Origin of the sequence: Tersicoccus phoenicis (assembly GCF_001968835.1) — a bacterium.
Taxonomy (GTDB): domain Bacteria; phylum Actinomycetota; class Actinomycetes; order Actinomycetales; family Micrococcaceae; genus Tersicoccus; species Tersicoccus phoenicis.
In genome coordinates this window covers 98,207-121,341 of sequence record NZ_MRDE01000072.1, presented here as the reverse complement: position 1 = coordinate 121,341, position 23,135 = coordinate 98,207, and the positions used below count along the sequence as shown (strand labels likewise).

20 protein-coding genes and 1 tRNA gene are annotated in these 23,135 nt (G+C 73.0%); 8 read left to right on the top strand and 13 right to left on the bottom strand.

Annotated features, from left to right (window positions below; genetic code table 11):
- Positions 1 to 3: 3 nt before the first annotated feature.
- Entirely contained in the window at positions 4 to 1,299 is a 1,296-nt protein-coding gene (tgt, locus tag BKD30_RS11690) for a tRNA guanosine(34) transglycosylase Tgt (protein WP_076704812.1), read from the bottom strand.
- Positions 1,300 to 1,499: 200 nt separating this feature from the next.
- Here tgt and BKD30_RS11685 point away from each other — a divergent pair, with 200 nt between their 5' ends.
- The gene (locus BKD30_RS11685; protein ID WP_076704972.1) at positions 1,500 to 2,468 is read left to right on the top strand and encodes a hypothetical protein; all 969 of its coding nucleotides are present in this window, start codon (positions 1,500 to 1,502) and stop codon (positions 2,466 to 2,468) included.
- Between the two features lie 248 nt (positions 2,469 to 2,716).
- Positions 2,717 to 3,730, top strand: coding sequence for an FUSC family protein (locus BKD30_RS11680; protein WP_076704971.1), 1,014 nt, complete (start codon positions 2,717 to 2,719; stop codon positions 3,728 to 3,730).
- 6 nt (positions 3,731 to 3,736) lie between these two features.
- On the opposite strand, the gene BKD30_RS11675 is transcribed toward BKD30_RS11680, so the two are convergent.
- Both BKD30_RS11675 and BKD30_RS11670 read right to left on the bottom strand, forming a co-directional pair.
- Positions 3,737 to 4,279, bottom strand: a complete 543-nt coding sequence (locus tag BKD30_RS11675; protein WP_076704811.1) for an NUDIX hydrolase family protein — start codon at positions 4,277 to 4,279, stop codon at positions 3,737 to 3,739.
- A 172-nt stretch (positions 4,280 to 4,451) separates the two neighbouring features.
- Positions 4,452 to 5,627 (bottom strand): glycoside hydrolase family 76 protein, encoded by a 1,176-nt coding sequence (locus tag BKD30_RS11670; protein ID WP_076704809.1) that lies wholly within the window; start codon positions 5,625 to 5,627, stop codon positions 4,452 to 4,454.
- 248 nt (positions 5,628 to 5,875) lie between these two features.
- On the opposite strand from BKD30_RS11670, the gene BKD30_RS11665 reads away from it, so the two are divergent.
- Positions 5,876 to 6,649 (top strand): 3-hydroxyacyl-CoA dehydrogenase, encoded by a 774-nt coding sequence (locus BKD30_RS11665; protein ID WP_076704808.1) that lies wholly within the window; start codon positions 5,876 to 5,878, stop codon positions 6,647 to 6,649.
- Positions 6,646 to 7,209 carry an SRPBCC domain-containing protein gene (locus BKD30_RS11660; RefSeq protein ID WP_076704806.1) on the top strand — a complete coding sequence of 188 codons (564 nt, stop codon included), beginning with the start codon at positions 6,646 to 6,648 and terminating at the stop codon, positions 7,207 to 7,209. Before BKD30_RS11665 ends, BKD30_RS11660 begins: the two co-directional genes overlap by 4 nt.
- A gap of 128 nt (positions 7,210 to 7,337) precedes the next feature.
- Here the strand turns inward: BKD30_RS11660 and BKD30_RS11655 are convergent, their stop codons facing one another.
- The 8 genes from BKD30_RS11655 to BKD30_RS11620 all read right to left on the bottom strand — a co-directional run bounded on the left by BKD30_RS11655 (position 7,338) and on the right by BKD30_RS11620 (position 18,311).
- Positions 7,338 to 8,258: a pseudouridine synthase gene (locus tag BKD30_RS11655; protein WP_076704804.1), complete on the bottom strand. Its 921-nt coding sequence runs from the start codon at positions 8,256 to 8,258 to the stop codon at positions 7,338 to 7,340.
- Positions 8,259 to 8,285: 27 nt separating this feature from the next.
- Positions 8,286 to 9,107 (bottom strand): DNA-formamidopyrimidine glycosylase family protein, encoded by an 822-nt coding sequence (locus BKD30_RS11650; protein ID WP_076704802.1) that lies wholly within the window; start codon positions 9,105 to 9,107, stop codon positions 8,286 to 8,288.
- Positions 9,100 to 14,172, bottom strand: coding sequence for an Lhr family ATP-dependent helicase (locus tag BKD30_RS11645; RefSeq protein ID WP_235861655.1), 5,073 nt, complete (start codon positions 14,170 to 14,172; stop codon positions 9,100 to 9,102). The genes BKD30_RS11650 and BKD30_RS11645 overlap by 8 nt, the downstream gene beginning before the upstream one ends.
- A 67-nt stretch (positions 14,173 to 14,239) precedes the next feature.
- Complete coding sequence (locus BKD30_RS11640) at positions 14,240 to 15,013, bottom strand: DUF4232 domain-containing protein (protein WP_143588180.1); 774 nt, start codon at positions 15,011 to 15,013, stop codon at positions 14,240 to 14,242.
- Between the two features lie 94 nt (positions 15,014 to 15,107).
- Positions 15,108 to 15,602, bottom strand: coding sequence for a GNAT family N-acetyltransferase (locus BKD30_RS11635; protein ID WP_076704798.1), 495 nt, complete (start codon positions 15,600 to 15,602; stop codon positions 15,108 to 15,110).
- 69 nt (positions 15,603 to 15,671) lie between these two features.
- Entirely contained in the window at positions 15,672 to 16,523 is an 852-nt protein-coding gene (locus BKD30_RS11630; RefSeq protein ID WP_076704796.1) for an ADP-dependent NAD(P)H-hydrate dehydratase, read from the bottom strand.
- Positions 16,507 to 17,283, bottom strand: a complete 777-nt coding sequence (locus BKD30_RS11625; protein ID WP_076704795.1) for a histidine phosphatase family protein — start codon at positions 17,281 to 17,283, stop codon at positions 16,507 to 16,509. The genes BKD30_RS11630 and BKD30_RS11625 overlap by 17 nt, the downstream gene beginning before the upstream one ends.
- The gene (locus BKD30_RS11620) at positions 17,280 to 18,311 is read right to left on the bottom strand and encodes an aldo/keto reductase (RefSeq protein ID WP_076704794.1); all 1,032 of its coding nucleotides are present in this window, start codon (positions 18,309 to 18,311) and stop codon (positions 17,280 to 17,282) included. The genes BKD30_RS11625 and BKD30_RS11620 overlap by 4 nt, the downstream gene beginning before the upstream one ends.
- A gap of 231 nt (positions 18,312 to 18,542) precedes the next feature.
- Here BKD30_RS11620 and BKD30_RS11615 point away from each other — a divergent pair, with 231 nt between their 5' ends.
- Positions 18,543 to 18,785 (top strand): hypothetical protein, encoded by a 243-nt coding sequence (locus BKD30_RS11615; RefSeq protein WP_175578475.1) that lies wholly within the window; start codon positions 18,543 to 18,545, stop codon positions 18,783 to 18,785.
- A gap of 207 nt (positions 18,786 to 18,992) precedes the next feature.
- Here BKD30_RS11615 and BKD30_RS11610 read toward each other — a convergent pair.
- Positions 18,993 to 19,079 (bottom strand) — tRNA-Ser (locus BKD30_RS11610).
- 98 nt (positions 19,080 to 19,177) lie between these two features.
- Positions 19,178 to 19,660, bottom strand: a complete 483-nt coding sequence (gene tadA / locus BKD30_RS11605) for a tRNA adenosine(34) deaminase TadA (protein WP_143588179.1) — start codon at positions 19,658 to 19,660, stop codon at positions 19,178 to 19,180.
- Positions 19,661 to 19,693: 33 nt separating this feature from the next.
- On the opposite strand from tadA, the gene upp reads away from it, so the two are divergent.
- The 3 genes from upp (at position 19,694) to ligD (ending at position 23,075) form a co-directional block, all read left to right on the top strand.
- Positions 19,694 to 20,332 (top strand): uracil phosphoribosyltransferase, encoded by a 639-nt coding sequence (gene upp / locus BKD30_RS11600; protein WP_076704793.1) that lies wholly within the window; start codon positions 19,694 to 19,696, stop codon positions 20,330 to 20,332.
- A 133-nt stretch (positions 20,333 to 20,465) separates the two neighbouring features.
- Complete coding sequence (locus BKD30_RS11595; RefSeq protein WP_076704792.1) at positions 20,466 to 22,001, top strand: ATP-dependent DNA ligase; 1,536 nt, start codon at positions 20,466 to 20,468, stop codon at positions 21,999 to 22,001.
- Positions 22,002 to 22,091: 90 nt separating this feature from the next.
- On the top strand, positions 22,092 to 23,075 hold the full coding sequence (ligD, locus tag BKD30_RS11590) for a non-homologous end-joining DNA ligase (RefSeq protein ID WP_076704791.1): 984 nt from the start codon (positions 22,092 to 22,094) through the stop codon (positions 23,073 to 23,075).
- The last annotated feature ends 60 nt before the right edge of the window (positions 23,076 to 23,135 follow it).

The following is a 23,135-nucleotide window of genomic DNA, read 5'->3' as shown; positions in this document are numbered from 1 at the left end:
GGCTCAGCCGACCGTCGTCGTCCCCCTCGCCGCCGTGCGCCCGTAGTAGCGCCCGAGCACGTCGGCCTTGAGGTCGAAGAACGTGCCGTCCTCGAGTGCCCGCCGCGCGTCGTCGACCATCCGCACCACGAACCGCTCGTTGTGGATGGAGGCGAGCGTGGCCGCGTTCATCTCCTTCGCCTTGAACAGGTGCCGCAGGTAGGCGACCGTGTAGTGGGCGCAGGTGTAGCAGTCGCAGGTCTCGTCGATGGGCGTGAACTGCCGCTTGTACCGGGCGCCGGCCAGGTTGATCCGGCCGTCCCGGGTGTACACCGCCGACGTGCGGGCGACCCGGGTGGGGGAGACGCAGTCGAACGTGTCGGCACCGTTCTCGATCGCGGTGAACACGTCATCGGGTTCGGAGATGCCCAGCAGGTGCCGAGGTCGGTCCTCGGGCAGCTCGTCGGCGCACCAGCCGACGATCGTGCCCAGATTCTCCTTCTCCAGCGCGCCGCCGATGCCGTAGCCGTCGAAGCCCCCACCGTCCTCGCCGTCGTCCATCCCGCTCGTCATGGCCGCGAGGTCCCGGCAGGCCTTCCGGCGCAGATCCTCGTACTGGGCGCCCTGGATCACGCCGAACAGCGCCTGGTACGGCTTGCCCGAGCGCTGCGTCGTCAGCCGGGCGTGCTCGTCGAGGCAGCGCTGCGCCCACCGGCGTGTGCGCTCCAGTGACTCTTCCTGGTACCCGCGCGAGTTCATCAGGGTGGTCAGCTCGTCGAAGGCGAACGTGATGTCCGCTCCCAGCTGATGCTGGATCCCCATCGAGACCTCCGGGGTGAACCGGTGCCGGTCGCCGTTCAGGTGCGAACGGAACCAGACCCCGTCCTCGTCGACGTCCGCCAGCCGCTCCTTGCCGGGGGCGACGGCGTCGTCGGCCCCCTGGCGCTCCGCGGGCAGGTCCATCGAGATGACCTTCTTGAACCCGCTACCCAGGCTCATCACCTGGAAGCCGCCCGAGTCCGTGAACGTGGGCCCCGGCCAGTTCATGAAGCGACCGAGCCCACCGGCCTCGTCGACGATGTCCGCGCCCGGCTGCAGATAGAGGTGATAGGCGTTGGCCAGGACGGCCTGCCCACCGAGTTCGGCGACCGCCTCCGGCAGCACGGCCTTGACCGCCGCCTGGGTCCCGACCGGGATGAACGCCGGGGTGCGGATCGGCCCGTGCGGGGTGTCGATGACGCCGGCGCGCCCGGCGGCCGGCGACGTCGTCGTCTCGGTCAGGCGGGCGGTGACGTGGAAGGAGAAGTCGCTGCGGGGCACCGGCCCATTCTGCCAGCGGGCGCCGCCCCCCTCTCGCTGCCCCTCCTGCTCGTTGACTATTGGATTTCGGGGCTTCGGAGGCTGGCCGGAGCCCCGAAATCCAATAATCAACGTGGAGAGTGCGGCTGGTTGTCCACAGGCGGGCGCCGGCCGGGCCTGTGCGAGGCGGTGAGCAGGCACGATGGAGCGGTGAGGTGCACGTGAGCGCCCGGGCCGCGCTCCCGCCGGAGTTCGCCCTCCGCCCCTTCGCGGTGCGAGAGGCGATTGCTGCCGGGGTGAGTGCGGATCGCCTTCGAGGCCACCACCTGGCGGCAGGGATCACCGGTGCGCGGATTCCGGCGGAGCTGGGCGGATCGGTCGCCGTCAGGGCGCGGGCGGCGATCGCGGCCATGCCGACGGCAGTGGTCAGCCACACGACCGCCGCCGCCCTGTGGGGTCTACCTCTTCCCCGCAGGCTCCAGGAGGCCGAACTCCTCCACGTCACGCACGCGGCGACTCCACGGACCTCGGCTGTGCACCGTCGCGGCGTCGTCGGCCATCTCGCCGTCCTGTCCGAAGCCGACGTGACGGTCCGGGGAGGCGTCCGCGTGACGACGCCGGCGCGCGTGTTCCTCGATCTGGCCTCAGAGCTGACCGTGGACCAGCTGGTCGCGGTCGGCGACGCGATGGTCTGCTGGCACGCGGACCCGCGAGGATTCGAGCCGGACGATCCGCTCGTGAGCCTGGTCGACCTGCAGCGTCGCGTGGCGATCGTGCGACGGCGGCGTGGCGTCCGGACCGCCCGGGCCGCGCTCGAGCGCGTGCGGGTCGGTGCCGACTCGGAGCCCGAGACCCGGCTCCGGCTGATGCTGGTGGACGCCGGCCTGCCGGAGCCGGAGCTGAACGTGTGGATCGCGGTGAACGGGCGACGCCGGGTCGTCCTGCCGGATCTCGCCTACCGCCAGCAGCTCCTCTCGGTGCAGTACGACGGCGCCCACCACGCCGACCCTCGGCAGCACGCACTGGACATCGAACGGGCCGATCTCACCGCGGCCGCCGGCTGGACCGAGGTGCGCATCGCGGCCGCCGACCTGAGCGCGCTGGTCGTCGTTCCCGGTCTCGGGATCGTGCCACGCGCCGTCGCCAAAGTGGCGGCTGCTCTGGGTGCTCAGGGCTGGGCTCCACGATGATCGATCTCGTCCGGCTGCCCGTTCCGGGTCCCGGATCGTCTTGCGCTGCGGTCGTCGTCGGCCCATCCCGTCGCGTTGACTATCGAATTTCGGGGCTTTCTGGGGCTGCGAGAGCCCCGAAATTCGATAGTCGACGTGGGGTGGGTGGTGATATTCCCGCAGGCTGCGGGTGGCGGCCGGGGTGAGGTGCGGAACGAACAGTGCCTTCACCGGCTTCGGACGCCCGGACCTGTGATGTGCTGGAGGTCGTGGCAGGAGTTCGCGATTTCTTCCGATTCGGACCCGCGCAGGCGGATCACCTCTCGGCCGCCCGCATCGCCGTGGGGGTTGCCGTGCCGCTGGTGGTCGTCATGCTCCTCGGCCGTACCGACCTCGCGGTGTACGCGGCCTTCGGGTCCTTCACCGGCATCTACGCGCGTCGGGAGACGCTGCGCCGCCGCTTCGTCCACCAGTCTGTTGCCGGGCTCGTCATCCTCGCCTGCCTCGCCCTCGGAATGCTCGTCGCCGATGCCGCCGGCGTCAGCGGGGTGACCATCGTACTGATCGGGTCCGTCGTCGCGGCGCTCGGGGCCGTGCTGGCCGCCGGGATCGGGCTCAAGCCCAGCGGCTCCGTCTTCTTCGTCTTCGCCTTCACCTCGATCGCCGGCCTGCCGTCGCCGCCACCGGCGGCTCAGGGCCTCGGCGTCGCCCTGGGCACGATCGCCTTCTGCGTGTTCCTCGGTTACCTGGCCCGCGTGCTGCCGGGCATGGGAGAGGGCGCACCGATCCTCGGCGGTTCCTTCAGCGCGGCGCAACTCACCTGGCACGGTTCGCAGTTCCTCATCGTCGCGCTGATGGCCGGGGTCATCGGCCAGCTCTCGGGTGTCGGCCACAGCAACTGGGCGATGGTCGCGGGGATCGCCGCGATCGCCGCGCCCGATGCGCCCGCGCGCGTCGGGCGCGCCATCCACCGCGTCGTCGGCACGCTCGCAGGGGTCGCCGTGAGTGCGGTCATCCTCGGGCTGCGTCTGGGTGCTTGGGCCCTCGCACTCGTGATCATCGTGCTGCAGTTCCTCGGCGAGCTGTTCGTCGTCCGGCACTACGCCACGGCCCTGCTCTTCATCACCCCGCTGGCCCTGTGCATGGTGCAGTTGAGCAATCCGATGCCGGTGGGGCAGCTGGTGGTCAGCCGCGCCGTGGAGACGGTGATCGGCGCCGCCGTCGCGGTGGTTGTCGTGGTGCTGCTGGAGCCGGCCGTCGCGCGGGTGCGGAACCGGGCCTGATCGGCGTCAACGGCCCCAGCCGACGTGGGCCAGCGCCTGCCGCACGAGATTGCCGCGTCCGCCCACGAACTCCGCCTGCACGCCTTCGCTGAGGCATTCCTCGGGCGTGAGCCAGGACAGCTGCAGCGCGTCCTGTCGCGGGCTGCACTCCCCGGTGACCGGGACGATGTAGGCCAGCGCGACGGCGTGCTGCCGGTCGTCCGTGTAGGGGGACGGCGACGGCGACGGGAAGTACTCGGCGACCGTGAACGGCGCCGGCGACGGCGGGATCTGCGGCAGGGCGAACGGCCCGAGATCCTTCTCCAGGTGCCGCAGCAGCGCCGCGCGGATCGACTCCCGGTAGAGCACCCGGCCGGAGACGAAGGTGCGCACCATCTCGCCCTCGTCGCTGGCGGTCAGCAGCAGCCCGAGCTCGGTGACGTAGCCCAGCGTGTCGACCCGGACGGGCAGCGCTTCGACATACATCATCGGAAGCCGCTGCCGTGCCTCGTGGAGGTCCTCCGGCGAGAGCCAGCCGGGGTAGGGATCGGGCGTGCGCACGTTGCTCATGTCCTCTGTTCTATCCGATCGACCGGTGGGTGCCCGACCGCCACGCAGCCGGACGGCACGCGCGGAGCCTTCCGAGCTGCGCAGGCCCGCACGATGGCGTGGCCGTGTCTGCGTTCCGGCCGCGCAGCGTCGGGCCGGTCCCGCGATCGATTCCGCGCCCGGCAGCACGGCCTCAGACGACTGACGTCGAATCCTCCGCGGCTGTCCCGCCGACGCATACGGCGGCCGCCTCGAGGCTCATCCACGCCTGCAACTGGGTGGACAGTTCAACCGGACCGCCGAGCGGATAGCTGGTCGCGGCGTCGACGCCGGCGTCGGCGGAGAAGATCAGGGCGCCGTCGCCCGGGCCCTCCGCGGACCGGGACTCGCCCGGAGGGACGCGCCGGCGGCCGGTCCACAGCGCGTCGGCGGTGCCGGTGACCAGACGCGCGGCCGTGGACCGAGCCGTCGGGGGCAGCCGCGCGTCGATCGCGACGGCCGCGAGGTACCGCACGAGTATGCCGGTGAACAGGCCGCCGTCACCACCGCCGTGGGTGATCAGCACCTTGGCGCCGGCCACGACGGGTGACGGGCGGGTGAGGCCCGCGTCGACGGCGTCGACGAGCCGCGCCGCGGCGTCGAGGTCGGCCGGATCGCCGAGCGCGAGCAACGCGCCCAGCACCGGCCCCTGGTTGTAGGTGTAGCGGGACCGGACGGTCTCGACGCCGCGCCGGCCCAGCCGTACACCGTCGAGGTACAGGCCCGAGTCGGGGTCGAGCAGCCGGTCCCGCAGCCAGTCCGTGAGCGCCCGGGTGCGCTCCGGCTCCCCGGCGCGGGCGAAGAACAGGGCGGCCGGAGCGGTTGCGGCGGTGTTCTTGAAGGTGCGCCGCGTGTTCCAGAACACGCCGCCGCCCGCGTCGTCGGTGCTGGCGCTGATCAGCCGCGGCGCGAGGACGTCGATCACGGCACGGCTCTGCCGGGTGCCGGCACCGGTGACCGCCCGGGCCAGCTCGTCCAGCCGGCCGGCCGCGAGGGCGAGCCAGGCCATGTCGTCGTAGTAGAGGTTCGGGTAGCGGCCCAGGTTGCGCAGCCGGATCCCGCGCAGCAGCTGGTGGCCCAGCCGCAGGGCCGCCGGGGGCAGGCCGGACCGGTGTTCCCGCCAGCCGGCGTCGACGAGGCAGTCCAGGTAGTGGGCCTGCCACCAGTAGTGCCAGGGCGGTCGGAGATCGGCGGCCCACGGACGCGGCCAGCGGACCGCGGCCAGGCCGGTGCCGGGAAGGTGCAGTAGCCGGTGGCCGAAGAGGGTGATCACCGATCCGGCCGCGACGGCGGCACGCACCGAGGCCGGGGAGTTCGCGGGTTCACTCATGGGGCCAGCCTAGGGACAGCGCGAACGGGCGCCGGCGGGACGGCGCCCGGCCGGCGCTAGGCTGGCAGGCGACACGGCGACACGGCGACCCGGCGACCCGGCGACCCGGCGACACCGGGGACACCGGGGACACGGGGCGACCGGTCGGGCCGTGATCGGAGCCGGGCGCACGAGGCAACCGGCCACGGCACGGGCCACCGACACCGGATCCGGCGTCGAGGATCGGGACACCGACAGAAGGGGATGGCATGCAGATCGAGGGTTCGACCGCGCTGATCACGGGCGGTGCGTCCGGCCTGGGGGCCGCAACCGCACAGGCTCTGCACGACGCGGGGGCCGCCGTCGTGCTCGTCGACCTGCCGTCCTCGCGCGGTGAGGAGGCCGCTACCGCCCTCGGAAACCGCGCCCGCTTCGCCGCCGCCGACGTGTGCGACGAGGCGCAGGTCGCCGCCGCTGTGGCCACCGCGAACGAACTGGGGCCTCTGCGGATCGTCGTCAACTGTGCCGGCGTGGCCACGCCCGGCAAGGTGCTCGGCAAGGACGGGGTGCTGCCGCTGGATCGGTTCAGCCGCGTCGTGGCGGTCAACCTGATCGGGACCTTCAACGTGATCCGGCTCGCGGCCGAGGCGATGAGCGAGGTCGAACCGCTCCAGGGCCCGTTCGGCGCGGAGCGCGGCGTCATCGTCAACACCGCGTCGGTGGCCGCGTTCGACGGGCAGATCGGCCAGCCGGCCTACGCCGCGTCCAAGGGCGGTGTGGCCGCCATGACCCTGCCACTCGCCCGGGAGTTCGCCCGCCAGTGGATCCGGGTGATGACGATCGCCCCGGGCATCTTCGAGACGCCGATGATGGCGGGTCTGCCCCAGGCCGCGCAGGACTCGCTCGGCGCCCAGGTGCCCCACCCGTCGCGGTTGGGCAAGCCGGCCGAGTACGCCGCGCTGGTCGAACACATCGTGAGCAACCCGATGCTCAACGGCGAGACCATCCGCCTCGACGGTGCCATCCGGATGGCCCCCCGATGACGGCCGCGGGGGACGTCTCACCGCTGCTCACCCTCGTCAACCGGCATCCCCTCGGCACCGCGACCGAACTGCCCGACGGTACCGTGCGGCTGGAGTTCGAGCGGGACTACCTGCACGACGTGCATGAGGTGTGGCGGATGATCACCGATCCGGCACGGACGGAGACGTGGTGGGCGCAGGTCCGCGGGGAGGCCCGGGAGGGAGCGGCCTTCGACCTGCACTGGCTCAACGGCCGGCCGGACCCGTTGCCGTGGTGGCAGGGCACCGTGTTGACCGCTCACCGGGATGCGGTGTTCACGATCAGCAACAGTGAGCACGGCCGGCTCGAGTTCGACCTCGCCGCGGCGAACGACGGCGGTTCCCGCCTGCGGTTCACGGCCGACGTCGCGCTCTCGCCCCTGGAGGTGGCCACCGTGATGGCCGGCTGGCACGTGCATCTGGAGCACCTGCACGACGCCCTCGACGGTCACCCGGTCCGCTGGGACACCTGGTGGGACGCCTGGTACCCGCTGTGGGAGCGGCTCAACGCCCGGTACGAGAAGCGGCTGCTTCAGGACTGAACGTCTGCGGCGGCACCGATGCCGTCGAGCACGGCCGCCCCGGCGGCCGCCGGATACGGTACCGGCAGGAACGACGCCAGCACACCCGGATCCGCAGTCGACGAGAGGCGATGGCGCCGGTGGCCGGATCAGGGTCCGAGCGTGCGCCGACTGGTGTAGGTGACGTCGCGGCCCGTGATCGGGTCGGTGAACCCGATCGACCGGGCGAGCAGGCACAGGGGACGGCCGTGGTCGTCGGGCGCCTCGTCCTGCAGCACCGGATAGTACCGGTCGCCGCGGATACCGAGGCCGAGGGACGCCATGTGCACGCGCAACTGGTGGGTCTTGCCCGTGTGCGGGTACAACCGGTACCGGCCGATGGGCGGATCGCTGCACTCGAGAACCTCGCCCTCGAGGACACGGTCCAGCTCGACGACGGTCTCCGCGTTCGGCGGCCCCGGCACCTCGCGGGCCAGCAGGTAGGAGCGGGACTTCTCGATCCGGCTGCGCACGGTGACCGGCAGGGCCAGGTCCGGTCGGACACCGGCCAGGGCCTCGTACTCCTTGTGCACCTGGCGCCGCTCGAACATCACCTGGTAGCGCCCACGGGTGGCAGGGTCCTTGGCGAAGAGGACGACGCCGGCGGTCATCCGGTCCAGCCGGTGCACCGGGGTGAGGTCGTCGATACCGGTCCGTACCCGCAGCCGGACCAGCGCTGACTCGCTGACGAATCCGCCACCGGGGGTCGTCGGCAGGAAATGCGGCTTGTCCGCCACCAGCAGGTGGTCGTCCTCGTGCAGGACGTCGACGTCGAAGGGGATCGGCGTCTCGGTGGGCAGGTCCCGGTAGTACCAGAGGAAGGTGTGGGCGGTCAGCGGGGTGGCGGCGGTGAGCCGCGTGCCGTCCGCGGCGGACACCTCGCCGGCGTCGAACCGGGCCCGGATGCCGTCGGGGTCCACGTGGCCCCACCGGTCCAGCAGGTAGTCCAGCGCCGTGGCCCAGGGCCCGTCGTCGGGCAGCCGCACCCGGGTGGCGTTGACGCCGTTGCGCACGGGCAGCGGCGAGGGCATCACCGGACCAGTCTAGGCGGCGGGGTCTCAGTCGGCGGCCGGCACGACGGCGTCTCCCGGGTGCACGGGAACGGGTTGACACGTCGGGCAGAACCAGTACTCCCGCACGTCCAGGTCGGTGTTGCCGGCCTGGTCCTTGCGGATCGGCGTGCCGCACCGTCGGCAGGGCCGCCCGGCCCGGCCGTACACCCAGTTCTCCTCACCGCGCCGGGTGCTGCCGGTGGTGACGATGGCCGCCTGCTCCCGGTTGAGCAGCAGCAGCCGGTGGGCGCGGTCGATCAGGCGCGGCAGTGCCGGGACGTCGGCGACGGCGGTGAGCGGATGCACGCCGGCGAGGAAGCACAGTTCGCACCGGTAGATGTTGCCGACGCCGGCGAGGTTGCGCTGGTCCAGCAGCGCCTGCCCGACGGCTCTGCCCGGTTCCCTGCCGAGGCGGGCCAACGCCTCGGCGGCGTCCCAGTCGGCGCCCAGCAGGTCCGGGCCGAGATGCCCGACGTGGGCGGCCTCGTCCGCCGTGGGAAAGACCTCCAGCATGCCCAGGGAGAAGCCGACCGCGGTAGCGGTGGCCGTCCCGAGCACCGCCCGCGCCGAGTGGGCCGGGCGCCGCCACCGCCCCTCCGGCGGGTACAGGTGCCAGGAGCCCTCCATCTTCAGATGGGAATGGACGGTGCTCTCCCCGATCCGCATCAGCAGGTGCTTGCCGCGGGAGACGACGCCGTGCACGGGCTGCCCGGTCAGGTCGACCGTGGCGACCGAAGGCACCCGCAGGTCGCAGCGCGTGAGCACCTGACCGGCCAGCGCCCGGTCCAGGTTGCGGGCGCTGCGCCACACGGTGTCGCCCTCAGGCACGGATCCTCAAGCCCCGGGGAGTGGAGTAGAAACCGGCGTCGGCCAGGGCGGACCCGGTCGGCGTGTCCAGCACGGAGCGGCCGTTGACCTTCTCCACGGCGAGCTTGTCCACCGCGCCCCGGCGGACGACGCCGGCCAGTGCCCGCGCCGCCCGGGTGAGCGCATCGGGCTCCTCGTCGAAGACCAGCAGCGTCCTGCCGCCGCGTTCGACGTACAGCACCAGGGCACCGTCGACCAGGGCGACCAGCGCACCGGCCTTCCGCCCCGGGCGGTGCCCGCTGCCCTCCAGGGCCGGCCACGCCAGAGCCGACCCGTAGGGGTTGGCCGGGTCGGTCGCCGCCAGGCAGATCGCCGTCGGTTCCCTGCGGGACACCTCCGTCTCCTCGGAGAAGGAGCGGAGCCGGTCGACGGTGGCGGGCACGGAGAACTGGGCGGCGCCGAGTCCTTCGATGAAGTAGCCCCGCCGGGCCTGACCCATCTCCTCGAGCCGGCTGAGCACCTTGTAGACGGTGCCGAATCCGCCGGGGGTGCCCTCGACGGCCACCGAGCCGCGGGTGAGCACCCCGTACCGGTCCATCAGCAGCTCGGCCATCGCGTGCGCCTGCACGGTGGCGTCGAGGGCGGACTCGGGCAGCAGGGACCAGCGTCCGGCCGTGGTGGGCAGGACCGCCGGACGGGGGGTCTGGTTGCGCATCGCGGAGGAGCGCAGGTCCGGGCCCCGGCCGAGGGTCGACTCGCGGCCCAGAGCGGCCAGCCCGTCCCGGCCGGGCCGGTGACCGGGCAGTCGGGACCGCCCGAAGCGGCCCCCGCCGGTGCGCGCCCGGGCCGGCGCCCGTTTGGCGGTGTGCGTGGTGTGGCCGCCCGCCAGCAGGGACCGGACCGGGGCGTACGTGTCGTTGCCGACCACCCCGGCCCACACCAGGCCCCACAGGGCGGTGGCAACCTCGTCGTCCGTGGCGGGGCGGCCAGGTCCGTTCCCCTCGGCCGGCCCGTTCCCCTCGGCCGCCCCGGTTCCCGCTCCGTCGCCTGCCCCGTCATCGTCGCCGTTCCCGGCGGCGGATGGACCGGGGGATACCGCCGGCGCGGCCCCCCGGACGGCGTCGGCGAGTTGGCGGAAGAACCACGCCCCGCCGCGGGCGAGGAAGTCGATGATGGCCTGCTGCAGACCGGTGGGCACGAACAGGGGCTGCCGGGCCAGGGTCAGGTCCGCGGACTCGGCCAGGTGCAGGTTGAGCCACCCGTCGTTGCCGGCCAGTTCCCCCGCGCCGGCGACGAGCACGTCACCGGTGGCCATCAGCTCGTCGAGCATGGCGGGGGCATAGTCGGCGACCCGGCCGGCGAGTACCAGTGGCTCCCACGCACTGGCGGGCACGGGCACCCCGGCGAGTTGGTCGACCACGGTGAGCACGCCGTCCAGGCCCCGGAGGCTGCCCCGTTCGGGCCCGATGTGCTGCCAGGCCGGCAGGAATCGCGCGTACACCTGCGGGGTGACGGGCTCGACGTCGTGCCGCAGCGCGGCGAGGGAGCGACGGCGGATCCGCCGCAGCACCTCGACGTCACACCACTCCGCGGCCCCGGCGGACCCGACCGGTTGCAGTGACGCGGGCCGGAACTCGCCTTCGGCGACGCGGCCCTCGACGGCGAGGCGCTGCAGGGTGGTGGTCACGACGGCGACGCCGAGACCGAGCCGACGTGCCGCCTCGGCGGCCAGGAACGGCCCGTGGGTGCGCGCGTACCGGCCGACCAGGTCGCCGAGCGGGTCCGGCACCGGTTCGATGAAGGCGGTGGGCACACCCATCGGCAGGGGGACCCCGGCGGCGTCGCGCAGCCGAGCGGCGTCCTCGACCGCGGCGTACCGCGGGATCCCGGAGATGGACACCGACAGCGCGCGGTTGGCGCGGACCAGTTCGTCCGCCCACGCGGTGACGGTGGCGAGCGGGGCCGTCGGCGTGGGCGGGGCGGCCCCCGGGTCGGGGGCCTCGCCGGACGGACCCGGTGCGGAGCTCTCGAGCGCGGCGACGTCCGATGCCGCACCGCCGGCCGGACCGTACTGGTGCCCGCCGCCGGACGCCGCGGTCCCGGCGTCGGGGTCATCGGTGCGGGCGGCGATCTCGTCGGCGGCCAGGGGACCGAGCAGGCGGAGCAGGTCCGCGACGCCCTCGGGCCCGCGGACCCGCCACCCGTCAGCCAGGTGCTGCAACTGCGCCTCGGTCTGGTCGATCACGCCCGGGTCGAGCAGTTCGCGCAGTTCGGCCCGGCCGAGCAGCTCGTTGAGCAGGGTCGGGTCCAGGGACAGGGCGGCGGCCCGGCGCTCGGCCAGCGGGCTGTCGCCCTCGTAGAGGAACCCGGCGATGTACCCGAACAGGAGCGACCGGGCGAACGGGGACGGCTGCGTCGACGTGGTCTCCACCAGCCGCAACTCGCGTCGGGCGACCTGCGCACTGATGTCCTTCAGCGCCGGCACGTCGTACACGTCCTGCAGTACCTCCCGGACGGTCTCCAGGATGATCGGGAACGTCGGGTACTTCCGGGCCACGTCCAGCAGCTGCGCGGAGCGCTGCCGCTGCTGCCACAACGGGGACCGCTTGCCCGGGTTGCGCCGCGGCAGCAGCAGGGCCCGGGCGGCGCATTCCCGGAAGCGGGACGCGAACAGGGCGGAGCCGCCCACCTCGGCGGTGACCAGCTCGTCGAGCTCGTCCTCCTCGAACACGAACAACTCCGCGCCGGGCGGGTCGTCCTCCATCATCGGCACCCGCAGCACGATGCCGTCGTCGCCGGCCATCGCCGCGCCGTCCAGGCCGTACCGCTCCTGCAGCCGCGCGCCGACGGCCAGCGCCCACGGCGCGTGCACGGGCATGCCGAACGGGGAGTGCAGCACGATCCGCCAGTCGCCGAGCTCGTCGTGGAAGCGTTCGACGACGAGGGTGCGGTCGTCAGGCACCTGGCCGGTCGCCTCCTTCTGCTCGGCCAGGTAGGTCAACAGGTTGGAGCACGCCCACTCGTCCAGGCCGTTCGCGGCCAGCCGGGCGCGGGCGTCGTCGTCGGCGGTGGACAGCTCGCGGACGAACGCGCCGAGGGCCCGGCCGAGTTCCACCGGGCGGCCGAGGGAGTCGCCCTTCCAGAACGGCACCTTGCCCGGCTGGCCCCAGGCGGGGGAGACGAGCACCCGGTCGTACGTGATGTCCTCGATCCGCCAGCTGGTGGCACCGAGCGCGAAGACGTCCCCGACCCGGGACTCGTAGACCATCTCCTCGTCCAGTTCGCCGACACGGCGGGGGTTCTTCCCATGTTCCTCCCCGACGATGAACACCCCGAACAGTCCGCGGTCGGGGATCGTGCCCCCGCTCGTGACGGCGAGTCGTTGCGCGCCCGGACGGCCCGTGATGGTGCCCTCGGTGCGGTCCCAGACGATCCGTGGCCGCAGCTCGGCGAACTCGTCCGACGGGTACCGGCCGGCGAGCAGGTCCAGGGTCGCGTCGAACGCCGACCGCGGCAGGGTGGCGAAGGGCGCGCTGGCCCGGACGGTGTCGAACCACTCCTCGACGTCGATGGTGCCGAGCGCCGATGCGGCCACGGTCTGCTGGGCCAGGATGTCCAGCGGGTTCGTGGGGATGGACAGGGACTCGATGGCGCCGGCGACCATCCGCTCGACCGTGACGGCGCTGTTGACCAGGTCGCCCCGGTGTTTGGGGAACAGCACGCCGCGCGAGATCTCGCCGACCTGGTGCCCGGCGCGGCCGACGCGTTGCAGGCCGCTGGCGACCGACGGCGGGGACTCCACCTGGATCACCAGGTCCACGGCGCCCATGTCGATGCCCAGTTCCAGGGAGCTGGTGGCGACCACGCACCGCAGCCGCCCGGATTTCAGGTCGTCCTCGATCTGTGCCCGCTGGTCCTTGCTGACCGACCCGTGGTGGGCGCGGGCGAGCACCGGTTCCGCGCCGGACGTCGACCCGGCCTGGGCCATCACCTGGGCCGGCGGCCCGGACGCGGCATGGGCCGGGACCGGCAGCGGCTCGCCGTCCGTGCCGGTGGCCCACACCTCGGCGCTCTGCTGTTCGACGAGCTGCCGGTCCGCGTGGATCTCGTTCAGCCGGGCGGTGAGCCGCTCGGCGAGCCGGCGGGAGTTGGCGAACACGATGGTCGACCGGTTCGCCTCGATCAGGTCGACGACCTTCTCCTCCACGTGCGGCCAGATGGACGCCTGCGGGGTCTGTCCGGCGGAGGATCCCTCGAGTCCCGGAGCGGGGCCGAGTTCGGTCATGTCCTCGACGGGGACGGTCACGGTCAGGTCCCACGACTTGCCCGACGGCGGGGCGACGATGGTGACCGGGGCGTTGCCCCCGAGGAACCGGGCGACGGTCTCCCGCGGCTGGACGGTCGCGGAGAGGCCGATCCGCTGGGCAGGGCGGGCGAGCAGCGCGTCGAGCCGCTCCAGGGTCACCGCGAGGTGGGCGCCCCGTTTGGTGCCGGCGACGGCGTGCACCTCGTCCACGATCACGGTGTGCACATCGGTCAGGGTGTCCCGCGCCCGCGAGGTGAGCATCAGGTAGAGCGATTCGGGGGTGGTGATGAGAATGTCCGGTGGATGAGCGAGCAACTGCCGCCGGTCCGCTGCCGTCGTGTCACCGCTGCGGACGCCGACGCTGATGTCGGGCGGGGTCTCGCCGCGGCCGCGGGCGGTCTGGGTGATGCCGATCAGAGGCGCACGCAGGTTCCGTTCGACGTCGACGCCGAGGGCCTTCAACGGGGAGATGTAGAGCACCCGGGTACCGGTCGGGCGGTCGTCCTTCGACCCCGGCGCCGACCTCGACCCGTCCGTCGGGGCCGCGCCCGCCTCCGGCACCTCGACGCCGGATGCCCCGGAGCCGCGCCCACCGAGGAAGGAATCCAGGGCCCAGAGGAAGGCCGCCAGTGTCTTCCCGGATCCGGTGGGGGCGACGACGAGCGCGTGGGCGCCCGCCGAGATCGCCTCCCACGCACCCGTCTGAGCGGCCGTGGGCGCCGCGAACGCACCGCGGAACCAGGTGCTGGTCGCGGAGCTGAACCGGTCGAGTACGTCCACGGCTCCATCATCCACCCCACCACCGACCGAACTCGCCGACGGGTGGACGCCCTCGCGGGCAAGGTGGTCAGCTCAGGGGCTGGAACGCTCCGACGTGCAGCAGGACGATCTTCGGGTTGCCGCAGCCGTTGGCGGTGTAGGGCAGGAACAACGCGTCGGTGGCGCTCGGCGGGTAGACGCGGAAGCCGTCGGCCGGCTTGAGGTTGCACACGCCGCCGTAGTTCTCGGCCCGCGTGATCTGCAGCCGTGCCCGGGCACTCTGCCCCGGGTTCAGCGTGATGGTGACGGTCGCCTGCGTCGTGTCGCGCTGGGCCGGTACACCGATCTGCTCCCCGGTGCCGCCACCGACGAACGAGACGCCCGGGTAGCCGGCGAGCCGACAGGCGTCCCCGGACGTGTTCCGCACCGTCAGGCCGGCATAGACGCTACCGGCAGCGGCGCCGCCGGGCAGTGCGGCGGCGGTCCCGCTCAACCGGGCGGCCGTGCACAGGGGCAGACCCTCGGCGGCCGGGCTCGACGGGCCGGCGGTGGGCCCCGGGGTCTTCGGCTTCGAGGCCGGAGCCTTGGAGGAGGGAGCGGAGGAGATCGGAGCCGACGGCGCCGACGAGGAAGAGGCCGACCCCGACGGCCCGGCGCTGGTGGTGCTGTCCGTGGCCGGTGCGGAGGAGTCGGTGGCGGAGCCGGTCGGCGTGGCCGCCGTCGAGGCGCTGGCCGAGGTGGCCGGGGCGCTGCCGGAGGAGGCCGCGGTACCGGTGGAGGAGTTGGGGGCGCACGCGCTCAGAGTCAGGGCGACCGCGGTGATCCCCAGCACCACCGCGGACGTCGACCTCGTGGATGTCATGGGGTCCAGTGTTCTGTCCCGCGGTATCCGGGTCAACGACCGCGCCGTGTCGTTATCGGATCGTTCCTGCACGTCGGACGCGGCGCGGCCGCGCTCACCCGTGGTCGTTGGGACGGCCCATCAGCCATTCGGGCAGGAAACGGACGTCCGGGTCCAGGCGCAGCACGACGAAGCCCTGGGCGAGGAAGAAGCACTGCCGGGCGGTCTGCTCGACGCCGGAGTCGCTCGCGTCGGGTCGGACCACGACCATGCTGGCGCCCGCCGCGACGGACTCGTCGATGAAGTGGCTGACCAGGGCCGCGCCGACGCCGGCGCGGCGGTGCGCGGGATGGACGAACAGTTCGGCCAGCCAGGAACCGTGGCTGCCGGCCAGCCCGCGGTGGTCGGGCAGGGCCTCCCAGTGCCGGAACCGGTGGTGACCGGTCAGGAACCCGACCAGCCGCCCGTCCACCTCGGCGACGGTCGCCGGCAGGTTCGGCGTCGGCGGCCCGAGGGACGCCGTCTTGCCCGGCTTCCACCCGGCCAGTAGCTCGGCCAGTTCCGGTCCTTGCCGGAGCTCAGGATGGTAGAGGTGCACCCCGTCGGCCATGCCGCTCCTCCAAGTCGGTCGGATCCCTCGGTCACCGGTTCCATGCGGTGGCGTCGGCCAGGGCCGGGATCACGCCTGCGCCAACCGGGGCGCCAGCTCGTCGGCCAGCTCGCGGGCGAGGAAGCCGACCGGCCCGACCCGCCGGGCGACCCGTTCACCGGCGGTGTGGTGCAGCCAGGTGGCCCACAGGGCCGCGGTCTGCGGTGCGGCGCCACGGGCCAGCAGGCCGCCGGCCGCGCCGACCAGCACGTCGCCGCTGCCGGAGGTGCCCAGTCCGGGGCCACCCGCCCGCACCCGGAACGCGCCGTCGGGCCCGGCGACGATGCCACCGCAGCTGACGACGGCGTCGAACCGCCGTGCCGTCTCTCTGGCGCCGGCGGCCTCGTTGCGTGGTTCTTCGCCGAGCAGCAGCCCCACTTCCGTCTGGTTCGGGGTGAGCAGCAACCGGCCTGCGACGGGTTCGGCGAGTTCCGGATGATGGGCCAGCGCGCCGAGCGCGAAGGCGTCGAGGGCGACGGCGGTGTGGGCGCAGAGCCGGGGTAGCAGTTCCCGCAGCAGAACGGCCGTCTGGTCGATGTCGGTCAGGCCGGGCCCGATCACGACGGCGTCGGCGTCCTCCGCGAGCAGCGTCTCGGCGCAGTCACCGAGTACCGACCCGGCCGGATCCTCGGGCAGGCCCACGATGCCGGCCTCGGGCAGGGCGACGGCCAGCGGGCTCGCGACCGACGCGGCGATCGCCAGGGTCAGCCGGCCGGCCCCGACCCGCAGCCCGGCCAGGCCGGTCAGTGCGGCGGCACCGGGCGTGCGGCGGGAGCCGCCGACCACCAGCAGGGACCCGCGCTGGCGTTTGCCCCCGCTCGCGGTCGGCAGGGGGTGCCGCCGCAGCAGGCGCGGGCTGACGTGGTCAGGGCGTCGTGTCATCGGACTCTCCACTGTGCCGGGTGACGGCGGCGTCGTGCCGGTCGAGGTGGCTCACGTCGTTGACGACGACCGCTCGCCACCCCGGTTCCGTCTCGATGCGCTCCAGGACGGTGACCGCCGCGTTCGGCATCGGATCGGTCCGGGCGTCCTCGAGCAGGGCCCGTTCCTCGATCCGCTCGCAGACGTAGCGGATCAGGGAGACGACGGCGTCGTGGCACACGACCAGCACCGTTCCGCCGTCGTTCCCGTCCGGGTCGGATGCCGTCTCGACGTCGGCGAGCAGGGAGCGCACGCGCAGGGCGACGTCCGCCCACGACTCGCCGCCGGGCGGACGGTAGTAGAACTTGCCCAAGTACTGCCGGCGGTCGGCCTCGCCGGGGTACCGGACGCGGACACCCCGGGCGGTGAGGGCGTCGAGGATACCCAGCTCCCGGTCCCGCAGCCGCTCGTCGACCCGGGGGACGAGGTCGAGCCCGGCGGTGCGCAGGGCGATCGCCGTGGTCTGCCGCGCGCGGACGTAAGGGGAGACCCACACGGCGGTCGGCGTGGGCCCGGACCCCGCGTCGGCCAGGTGGTGCCCCAGCGCCTGCGCCTGCTGTCGCCCGGTCGCGGAGAGCTCGACGTCGGCGTCCCGGGCCGGGACGGCGATCCGCTCGGCACCGGCCGCGTCCGCCTCGGCGGCCGCCCGGTTCGCCTCGCTCTCTCCGTGCCGGGCCAGGATCAGCCGGCGGACCCGGACCCCGGTGGCGATCGTCGTCACCGGCCGCCGGCGAGGCGCCGGCCCCGCTGCTCCCGGCCGGCCGGGCCGTAGGGGTAGTCGGGCCACACCGGGTCGCTCGCCGCGGTCAGGACGGTCAGTTCGTCCTCGCTCAGATACAGGTCGGCGGCGCCGAGGTTGTCGTGCAGCTGCTCGACGCTGCGAGCCCCCAGGATCACCGAGGTGACCGCGGGCTGGGCGGCGACCCACGCCAGCGCCACCTGTGCGGGGCTGACGTCGTGGTCCTTCGCGATGCCGGTGACGGCGTCGACCACCCGCCAGGTGGACTCCTCCGCGTTGCGCTCCTGGTACGCCTCCATGCCGCGTTTCGGGTTCTCTCCGAGCCGGGTGGCGCCGGTCGGTTCCGTGTCCCGCTGGTACTTGCCGGTCAGCCAGCCACCGGCGAGCGGCGACCAGGGCAGCAGGCCGATGCCGGCGTCGAGCGCGGCGGGCACCACCTCGGCTTCGATGCCACGCACCAGCAGGTTGTACTGGGGCTGCAGGGTGACGGGTGGGTGCCAGCCGTGGGCGCGGGCCTCGTGCACCGCCTTGGTGAGTTGCCAGCCGGTGAAGTTGGAGAAACCGTAGTACCCGATGTGCCCGGCGGTGACGGCGTCGTCGAGGAACTGCAGGGTCTCGTCGAGCGGGGTGATCGGGTCCCAGGCGTGCATCTGGTACAGGTCGATGTGGTCCACCCCGAGCCGGCTGAGCGAGTTCTCCAGGGCCCGACGCAGGTGGCGGCGGGAGGTGCCGACGTCGTTCGGTCCGGTCCCCATCGGGAACCGGCCCTTGGTGGCCAGGACCACCCGGTCGCGCCGGGACTGGTCGGCCTTGAACCAGGCGCCGATGATCTCCTCCGAGACACCCGACGAGTAGACGTCGGCCGTGTCGAGGAAGTTCCCGCCGGCGTCCAGGTAGGCGTCCAGCAGCGCGTGGGAGGTCTCGACGTCGGCCTCCGCCCCGAACGTCATGGTGCCGAGGGCGTAGGTGGAGACGACGGCGCCACTGCGGCCGAGCGTGCGGTAGTCCATGGTGCTTCCCTTCGATCGGGGTCGGGGATGGCGGCCCGGACGGCTTCAGGCCGTAAGACGCACACCACGCTACTCCCGCGTCCTTCGCAGGGCACCGGGGGCCCCCGTCACGGCGTCGTCCTGCCGGTGAGTCAGTGCTGGCCTGCCGGTGAGTCAGTCACTTGCTTCCCGAGTCAGTCAGAACAGACCCCCAATTTCGGGCGGAACTGACTGACTCACGGCGGGGCTGGGGTGGCGGCGTCGCACGACGCCGCGCGGATGGCGTTCGAGCGGGTCTGGGCGATGGGCTGGCCGTTCCACGCCCGGCGTCGGCTGCAGGGCGTACGACTGGAGGCGACCGACGTCGACGTCGCGGTCGGCGACGGGCCCGCGGTCACGGGACGGGCCGCCGACCTGCTGCTGCTGATGACCGGCCGGACCGCGGCCGCACTGCCGCGCCTGACCGGGCCCGGCATCGGGCTGCTGCCGGCATGAACACCTGCCTGCCAACTCGATGAGTCAGCTGGATCCGCCCGAAACAGGAGGGGAAAGAGCCCCGCCTTCGGGCGGGAACGACTGACTCAGCGGCTGGGCCACCGAATGAGAAGGCGGCACGCCGGCGCACGATGGCACGGTCGGACGCGCGAAGGGCCCCGACCGGCGTGGTCGGGGCCCTTCGTCGATGCCGGAGGCATCAGTCGGCGGTGACGGTGGGATTTGAACCCACGTTGGCTTTGACACCAAACAACATTTCGAGTGTTGCACCTTCGGCCGCTCGGACACGTCACCAACGCCGATACCCTACCGGGTCGCCCGAGCACGGCACCAATCGAGTGGCATCAGCAACGGCACCGCGAATGGTGCGCGACGGCGTCGTCGAACCCGGATCACCGGTGGGCGGCGAAGAAGTCCCGGAGCAGGGCGGCGCACTCGGCCTCCCGCACCCGGGGGTACACCTGCACCCAGTGATTCAGCCGCGGTTCGCGCAGCACCTCGAACACCGAGCCGGAGGCGCCCGCCTTCTCGTCCCAGGCCCCGAACACGACGCGCGGGAGCCGAGCCAGGACCGCGGCCCCGGCGCACATCGCGCACGGTTCCAGGGTGACCACCAGCGTGCAGTCGTCCAGCCGCCAGCGCCCCAGCCGAGCCGCCGCCGCCCGGATCGCGAGCACCTCGGCGTGCGCCGTCGGGTCGGCGTCCACCTCCCGCCGGTTGTGCCCGGCCCCGAGCACGGTCCCGCCCGGTCCGACGACGACGGCGCCGATCGGCACGTCGTCGTGCGCGAGCGCCGCGGCGGCCTCGGCCAGCGCCAGACCCATCCAGGCGTGGTGCTGCACGGGCACGTCGAGGGGCACGGGCAGGGCGGGCATGAAGCCATTGTGCCCGCTGGTACGTTGGGCAGCATGCGCGTCACCGTCGTGGACCACCCGCTCGTCGCCCACAAGCTCTCCGTGCTGCGTGACGCGGACACCAACTCACCCGTCTTCCGGCAGCTGACCGAGGAACTGGTCACCCTGCTCGCCTACGAGGCCACCCGCGGGGTGCGCGTCCACGACGTCGAGGTCACCACTCCCGTCGCCACCACCACCGGCACCGGGCTGGACAAGCCGACCCCTCTCGTCGTGCCCATCCTGCGCGCGGGTCTGGGCATGCTCGAGGGCATGACCCGGCTGGTGCCCACGGCCGAGGTCGGCTTCCTCGGCATGGCCCGCAACGAGCAGACCCTCGAGGCGGTCACCTACGCCGAGCGGCTCCCCGACGACCTGACCGGGCGGCAGGTGTTCGTGCTCGACCCGATGCTCGCCACCGGAGGCACCCTGCGCGAGGCCATCCAGTTCCTCTTCGCGCGCGGCGCCGAGGACGTGACCTGCATCTGCCTGCTGGCCGCCCCGGAGGGTCTGGAGGCCCTGGAATCACGTCTCGGCGACGAACACCGGGTCACCATCGTGCTCGCCTCCATCGACGAGCGGCTCGACGAGAACGGCTACATCGTCCCGGGCCTGGGCGACGCCGGTGACCGGCTCTACGGCGTCGTCGGCTGACCCCTCCTTCTGCGCCAGCTCGTCATTAGATGCTCCATCGGGGCCCTCGCAACCGCTTGCGTCGACATCTAGTGACGACCTGGCGTGCGGTCCTTGCCGACGCGGCTGTCGGAGCCGGTGACAGACTGAGCCCGTGCTCCTCGATGACGTCGTCACCACGGCCACGGCCGTCACCGCGACCCGCTCCCGGTTGGCCAAGGTCGATGCCCTGGCCGCCCTGCTGCGTCGGCTCGAGCCCGGTGACGTCGCACCCGCGGTCGGGTTCCTGATCGGCCGACCCCGGCAGGGCCGGGTGGGTGTCGGCTGGCGCAGCATCGGTGCGATCACCGGCGACCCCGCCGCCGAGCCCACCCTCACGGTCGCGCGGCTCGACGCGTTCCTCGACCGGCTGCTGACGACGACGGGCGCCGGTTCCGACGCCGTCCGCTCGGCGGATCTAGCCGGCCTGATGTCGAAGGCCACCGCGGGCGAGCAGGATTTCATCACCCGCGTGCTGCTCGGTGAGGTCCGCACCGGCGCGCTGGACGGCGTGCTCACCGACGCGATCGCCGCCGCCTCGGGCCACCCCGTCGCCACGATCCGACGGGCGGTGATGCTCTCCGGCGACCTCGGCGGGACCGCCCGCCTCGCGCTCACCGAGGGCGAGGCGGCGCTCGCCGCCGTCGGGCTCGTCGTCGGCCGACCGGTCCTGCCGATGCTCGCCGCGACGGCGGCCACGCCCACGGCCGCCCTGACCACCACGGGAAAGGCGTCGGTGGAGTACAAGCTCGACGGCGCCCGCATTCAGGTGCACCGGTCGGGGGAGACGGTGCGCGTGTTCACCCGGAGCCTCGCCGAGGTGACCGAGCGGCTGCCCGACGTGGTCGCGGCGGTCCGCGCCCTGCCCGTCCGGGACGTGATCCTGGACGGGGAGACCCTGGCCCTCGACGAGGCCGGCGCACCTCGGCCGTTCCAACAGACGATGTCCCGGTTCGGCACACTGGCCGACTCCGCGATGGCCCAGGAGACGGTGCTCACCCCGTGGTTCTTCGACGTGCTGCACGTCGACGGGCGGGACCTGCTCGACGAGCCGCTTTCGGTGCGGATCGCCGAACTGGATCGCATCGCCCCGGACCTCCGCGTGCCCGGCGTCATCACCGACGATGCCGCGACCGCCGAACGGGTGTCCACCGAGGCGTTCGCCGCCGGGCAGGAGGGCGTCGTCGTCAAGGTGGTCGACTCGCTGTACGCGGCCGGCCGCCGTGGGTCGAGCTGGATCAAGGTCAAACCGGTGCACACGTATGACCTCGTCGTCCTCGCCTGCGAGTGGGGGTCCGGCCGGCGGCAGGGCTGGTTGTCCAACCTGCACCTGGGCGCGCTGGATGCCGACGGCGCGTTCGGGGAGCCGGGCGGCTACGTCATGGTCGGCAAGACGTTCAAGGGTCTGACCGACAAGCTGCTGACCTGGCAGACCGAGCGGTTCCAGGAGATCGAGGTCCGGCGCACCGCCCAGACCGTGTTCGTCGAGCCGCGCGTCGTGGTCGAGATCGCCATCGACGGCGTCCAGACCTCCAGCCGTTACCCCGGCGGGGTGGCGCTGCGGTTCGCCCGGGTGAAGCGGTACCGGGAGGACAAACGGCCCGAGGACGCCGACACGATCGGCACCCTGCGCGGCCTCCTCCGGAACTGATCCCCTCCAGCTCGCTTCTCCCCCCGTGCTCGCAGCGACCTCCGGTGTGCGGGTGTTGACGTGCCGACGGGGATCGGTGAGCGTGGGGGCATGTCCAGCAGAGGTGAGTTCGGTGACCCGGTCGTGCTCGACGTCGACGGCTTCGACGTGCGGCTCTCCAGCCCCGACCGGGTCTACTTCCCCGCCCGCGGGGAGACGAAGCGGGACCTGGCGGCCTACTACCAGAGCGTCGGGCCCGGCATCGTGCGCGCCCTGCGGGAGCGGCCGTGCATGCTGCACCGGTTCCCCGACGGCGCCGCGGGGAAGAAGGTGCACCAGAAGCGGCTGCCCCGCGGAGCCCCGCCGTGGGTGGAGACCGTCCGGCTGCACTTCCCGCGCTGGAACCTGCACGCCGACGAACTGTGCGTGACCAAGCTGGCCGACGTGATCTGGGCGGTGCAGATGAGCACCGTGGAGTTCCACCCCTGGAACAGTCGCCGTGCCGACACCGAGAAGCCCGACGAGTGGCGCATCGACCTGGACCCCATGCCGGAGGCCACCTGGACCGATGTGCGCCGGGCCGCCCACGTCGCCCACGAGGTGCTCGACGAGCTCGGCGCCACCGGCTGGCCGAAGACCAGCGGCGGCGACGGCCTGCACGTCTACGTCCGGATCGCACCCGAGCACGGCTTCGGCGACGTCCGCCGCGCCGCGCTCGCCTTCGCCCGCGAGGTCGAGCGCCGACTTCCCGACGACGTCACGACGACGTGGTGGCGCAAGGACCGGGACCCGTCGACCGTGTTCGTCGACTTCAACCAGAACGCCCGCGACCACACCATCGCCTCCGCCTACTCGGTGCGCGGCAACGACGTCGGCACCGTCTCGGCGCCGCTGCGGTGGGACGAGGTCGACGACGCCGAGCCGGGGGACTTCACCATCGCGACGATGCCCACCCGGTTCGCGCAGCTCGGCGACCTGCACGCGGGCATCGACGACGCCGTCTTCGACATCGCTCCGCTGCTGGACTGGGCAGCCCGCGACGAGGCCGTCGGCAAGCAGACCCCGCCGGAGCCGGAGGAGGGCACCAAGCCCTGACCGGGGCGGCTGCTGCCCTGCCCCTCCGGAACCGGCGACCACGTCCACCACGGTGCGCCG

What these genes read in the sequence shown, in the direction of transcription:
- BKD30_RS11660 (WP_076704806.1), top strand. Translation starts at nt 6,646, where the DNA reads ATGACGGCCGCGGGGGACGTCTCACCGCTGCTCACCCTCGTCAACCGG.
- BKD30_RS11670 (WP_076704809.1), bottom strand. Translation starts at nt 5,627, where the DNA reads ATGAGTGAACCCGCGAACTCCCCGGCCTCGGTGCGTGCCGCCGTCGCG.
- BKD30_RS11635 (WP_076704798.1), bottom strand. Translation starts at nt 15,602, where the DNA reads ATGGCCGACGGGGTGCACCTCTACCATCCTGAGCTCCGGCAAGGACCG.
- tadA (WP_143588179.1), bottom strand. Translation starts at nt 19,660, where the DNA reads ATGCCCGCCCTGCCCGTGCCCCTCGACGTGCCCGTGCAGCACCACGCC.
- BKD30_RS11675 (WP_076704811.1), bottom strand. Translation starts at nt 4,279, where the DNA reads ATGAGCAACGTGCGCACGCCCGATCCCTACCCCGGCTGGCTCTCGCCG.
- BKD30_RS11620 (WP_076704794.1), bottom strand. Translation starts at nt 18,311, where the DNA reads ATGGACTACCGCACGCTCGGCCGCAGTGGCGCCGTCGTCTCCACCTAC.
- ligD (WP_076704791.1), top strand. Translation starts at nt 22,092, where the DNA reads ATGTCCAGCAGAGGTGAGTTCGGTGACCCGGTCGTGCTCGACGTCGAC.
- upp (WP_076704793.1), top strand. Translation starts at nt 19,694, where the DNA reads ATGCGCGTCACCGTCGTGGACCACCCGCTCGTCGCCCACAAGCTCTCC.
- BKD30_RS11630 (WP_076704796.1), bottom strand. Translation starts at nt 16,523, where the DNA reads ATGACACGACGCCCTGACCACGTCAGCCCGCGCCTGCTGCGGCGGCAC.
- BKD30_RS11665 (WP_076704808.1), top strand. Translation starts at nt 5,876, where the DNA reads ATGCAGATCGAGGGTTCGACCGCGCTGATCACGGGCGGTGCGTCCGGC.
- BKD30_RS11640 (WP_143588180.1), bottom strand. Translation starts at nt 15,013, where the DNA reads ATGACATCCACGAGGTCGACGTCCGCGGTGGTGCTGGGGATCACCGCG.
- BKD30_RS11655 (WP_076704804.1), bottom strand. Translation starts at nt 8,258, where the DNA reads ATGCCCTCGCCGCTGCCCGTGCGCAACGGCGTCAACGCCACCCGGGTG.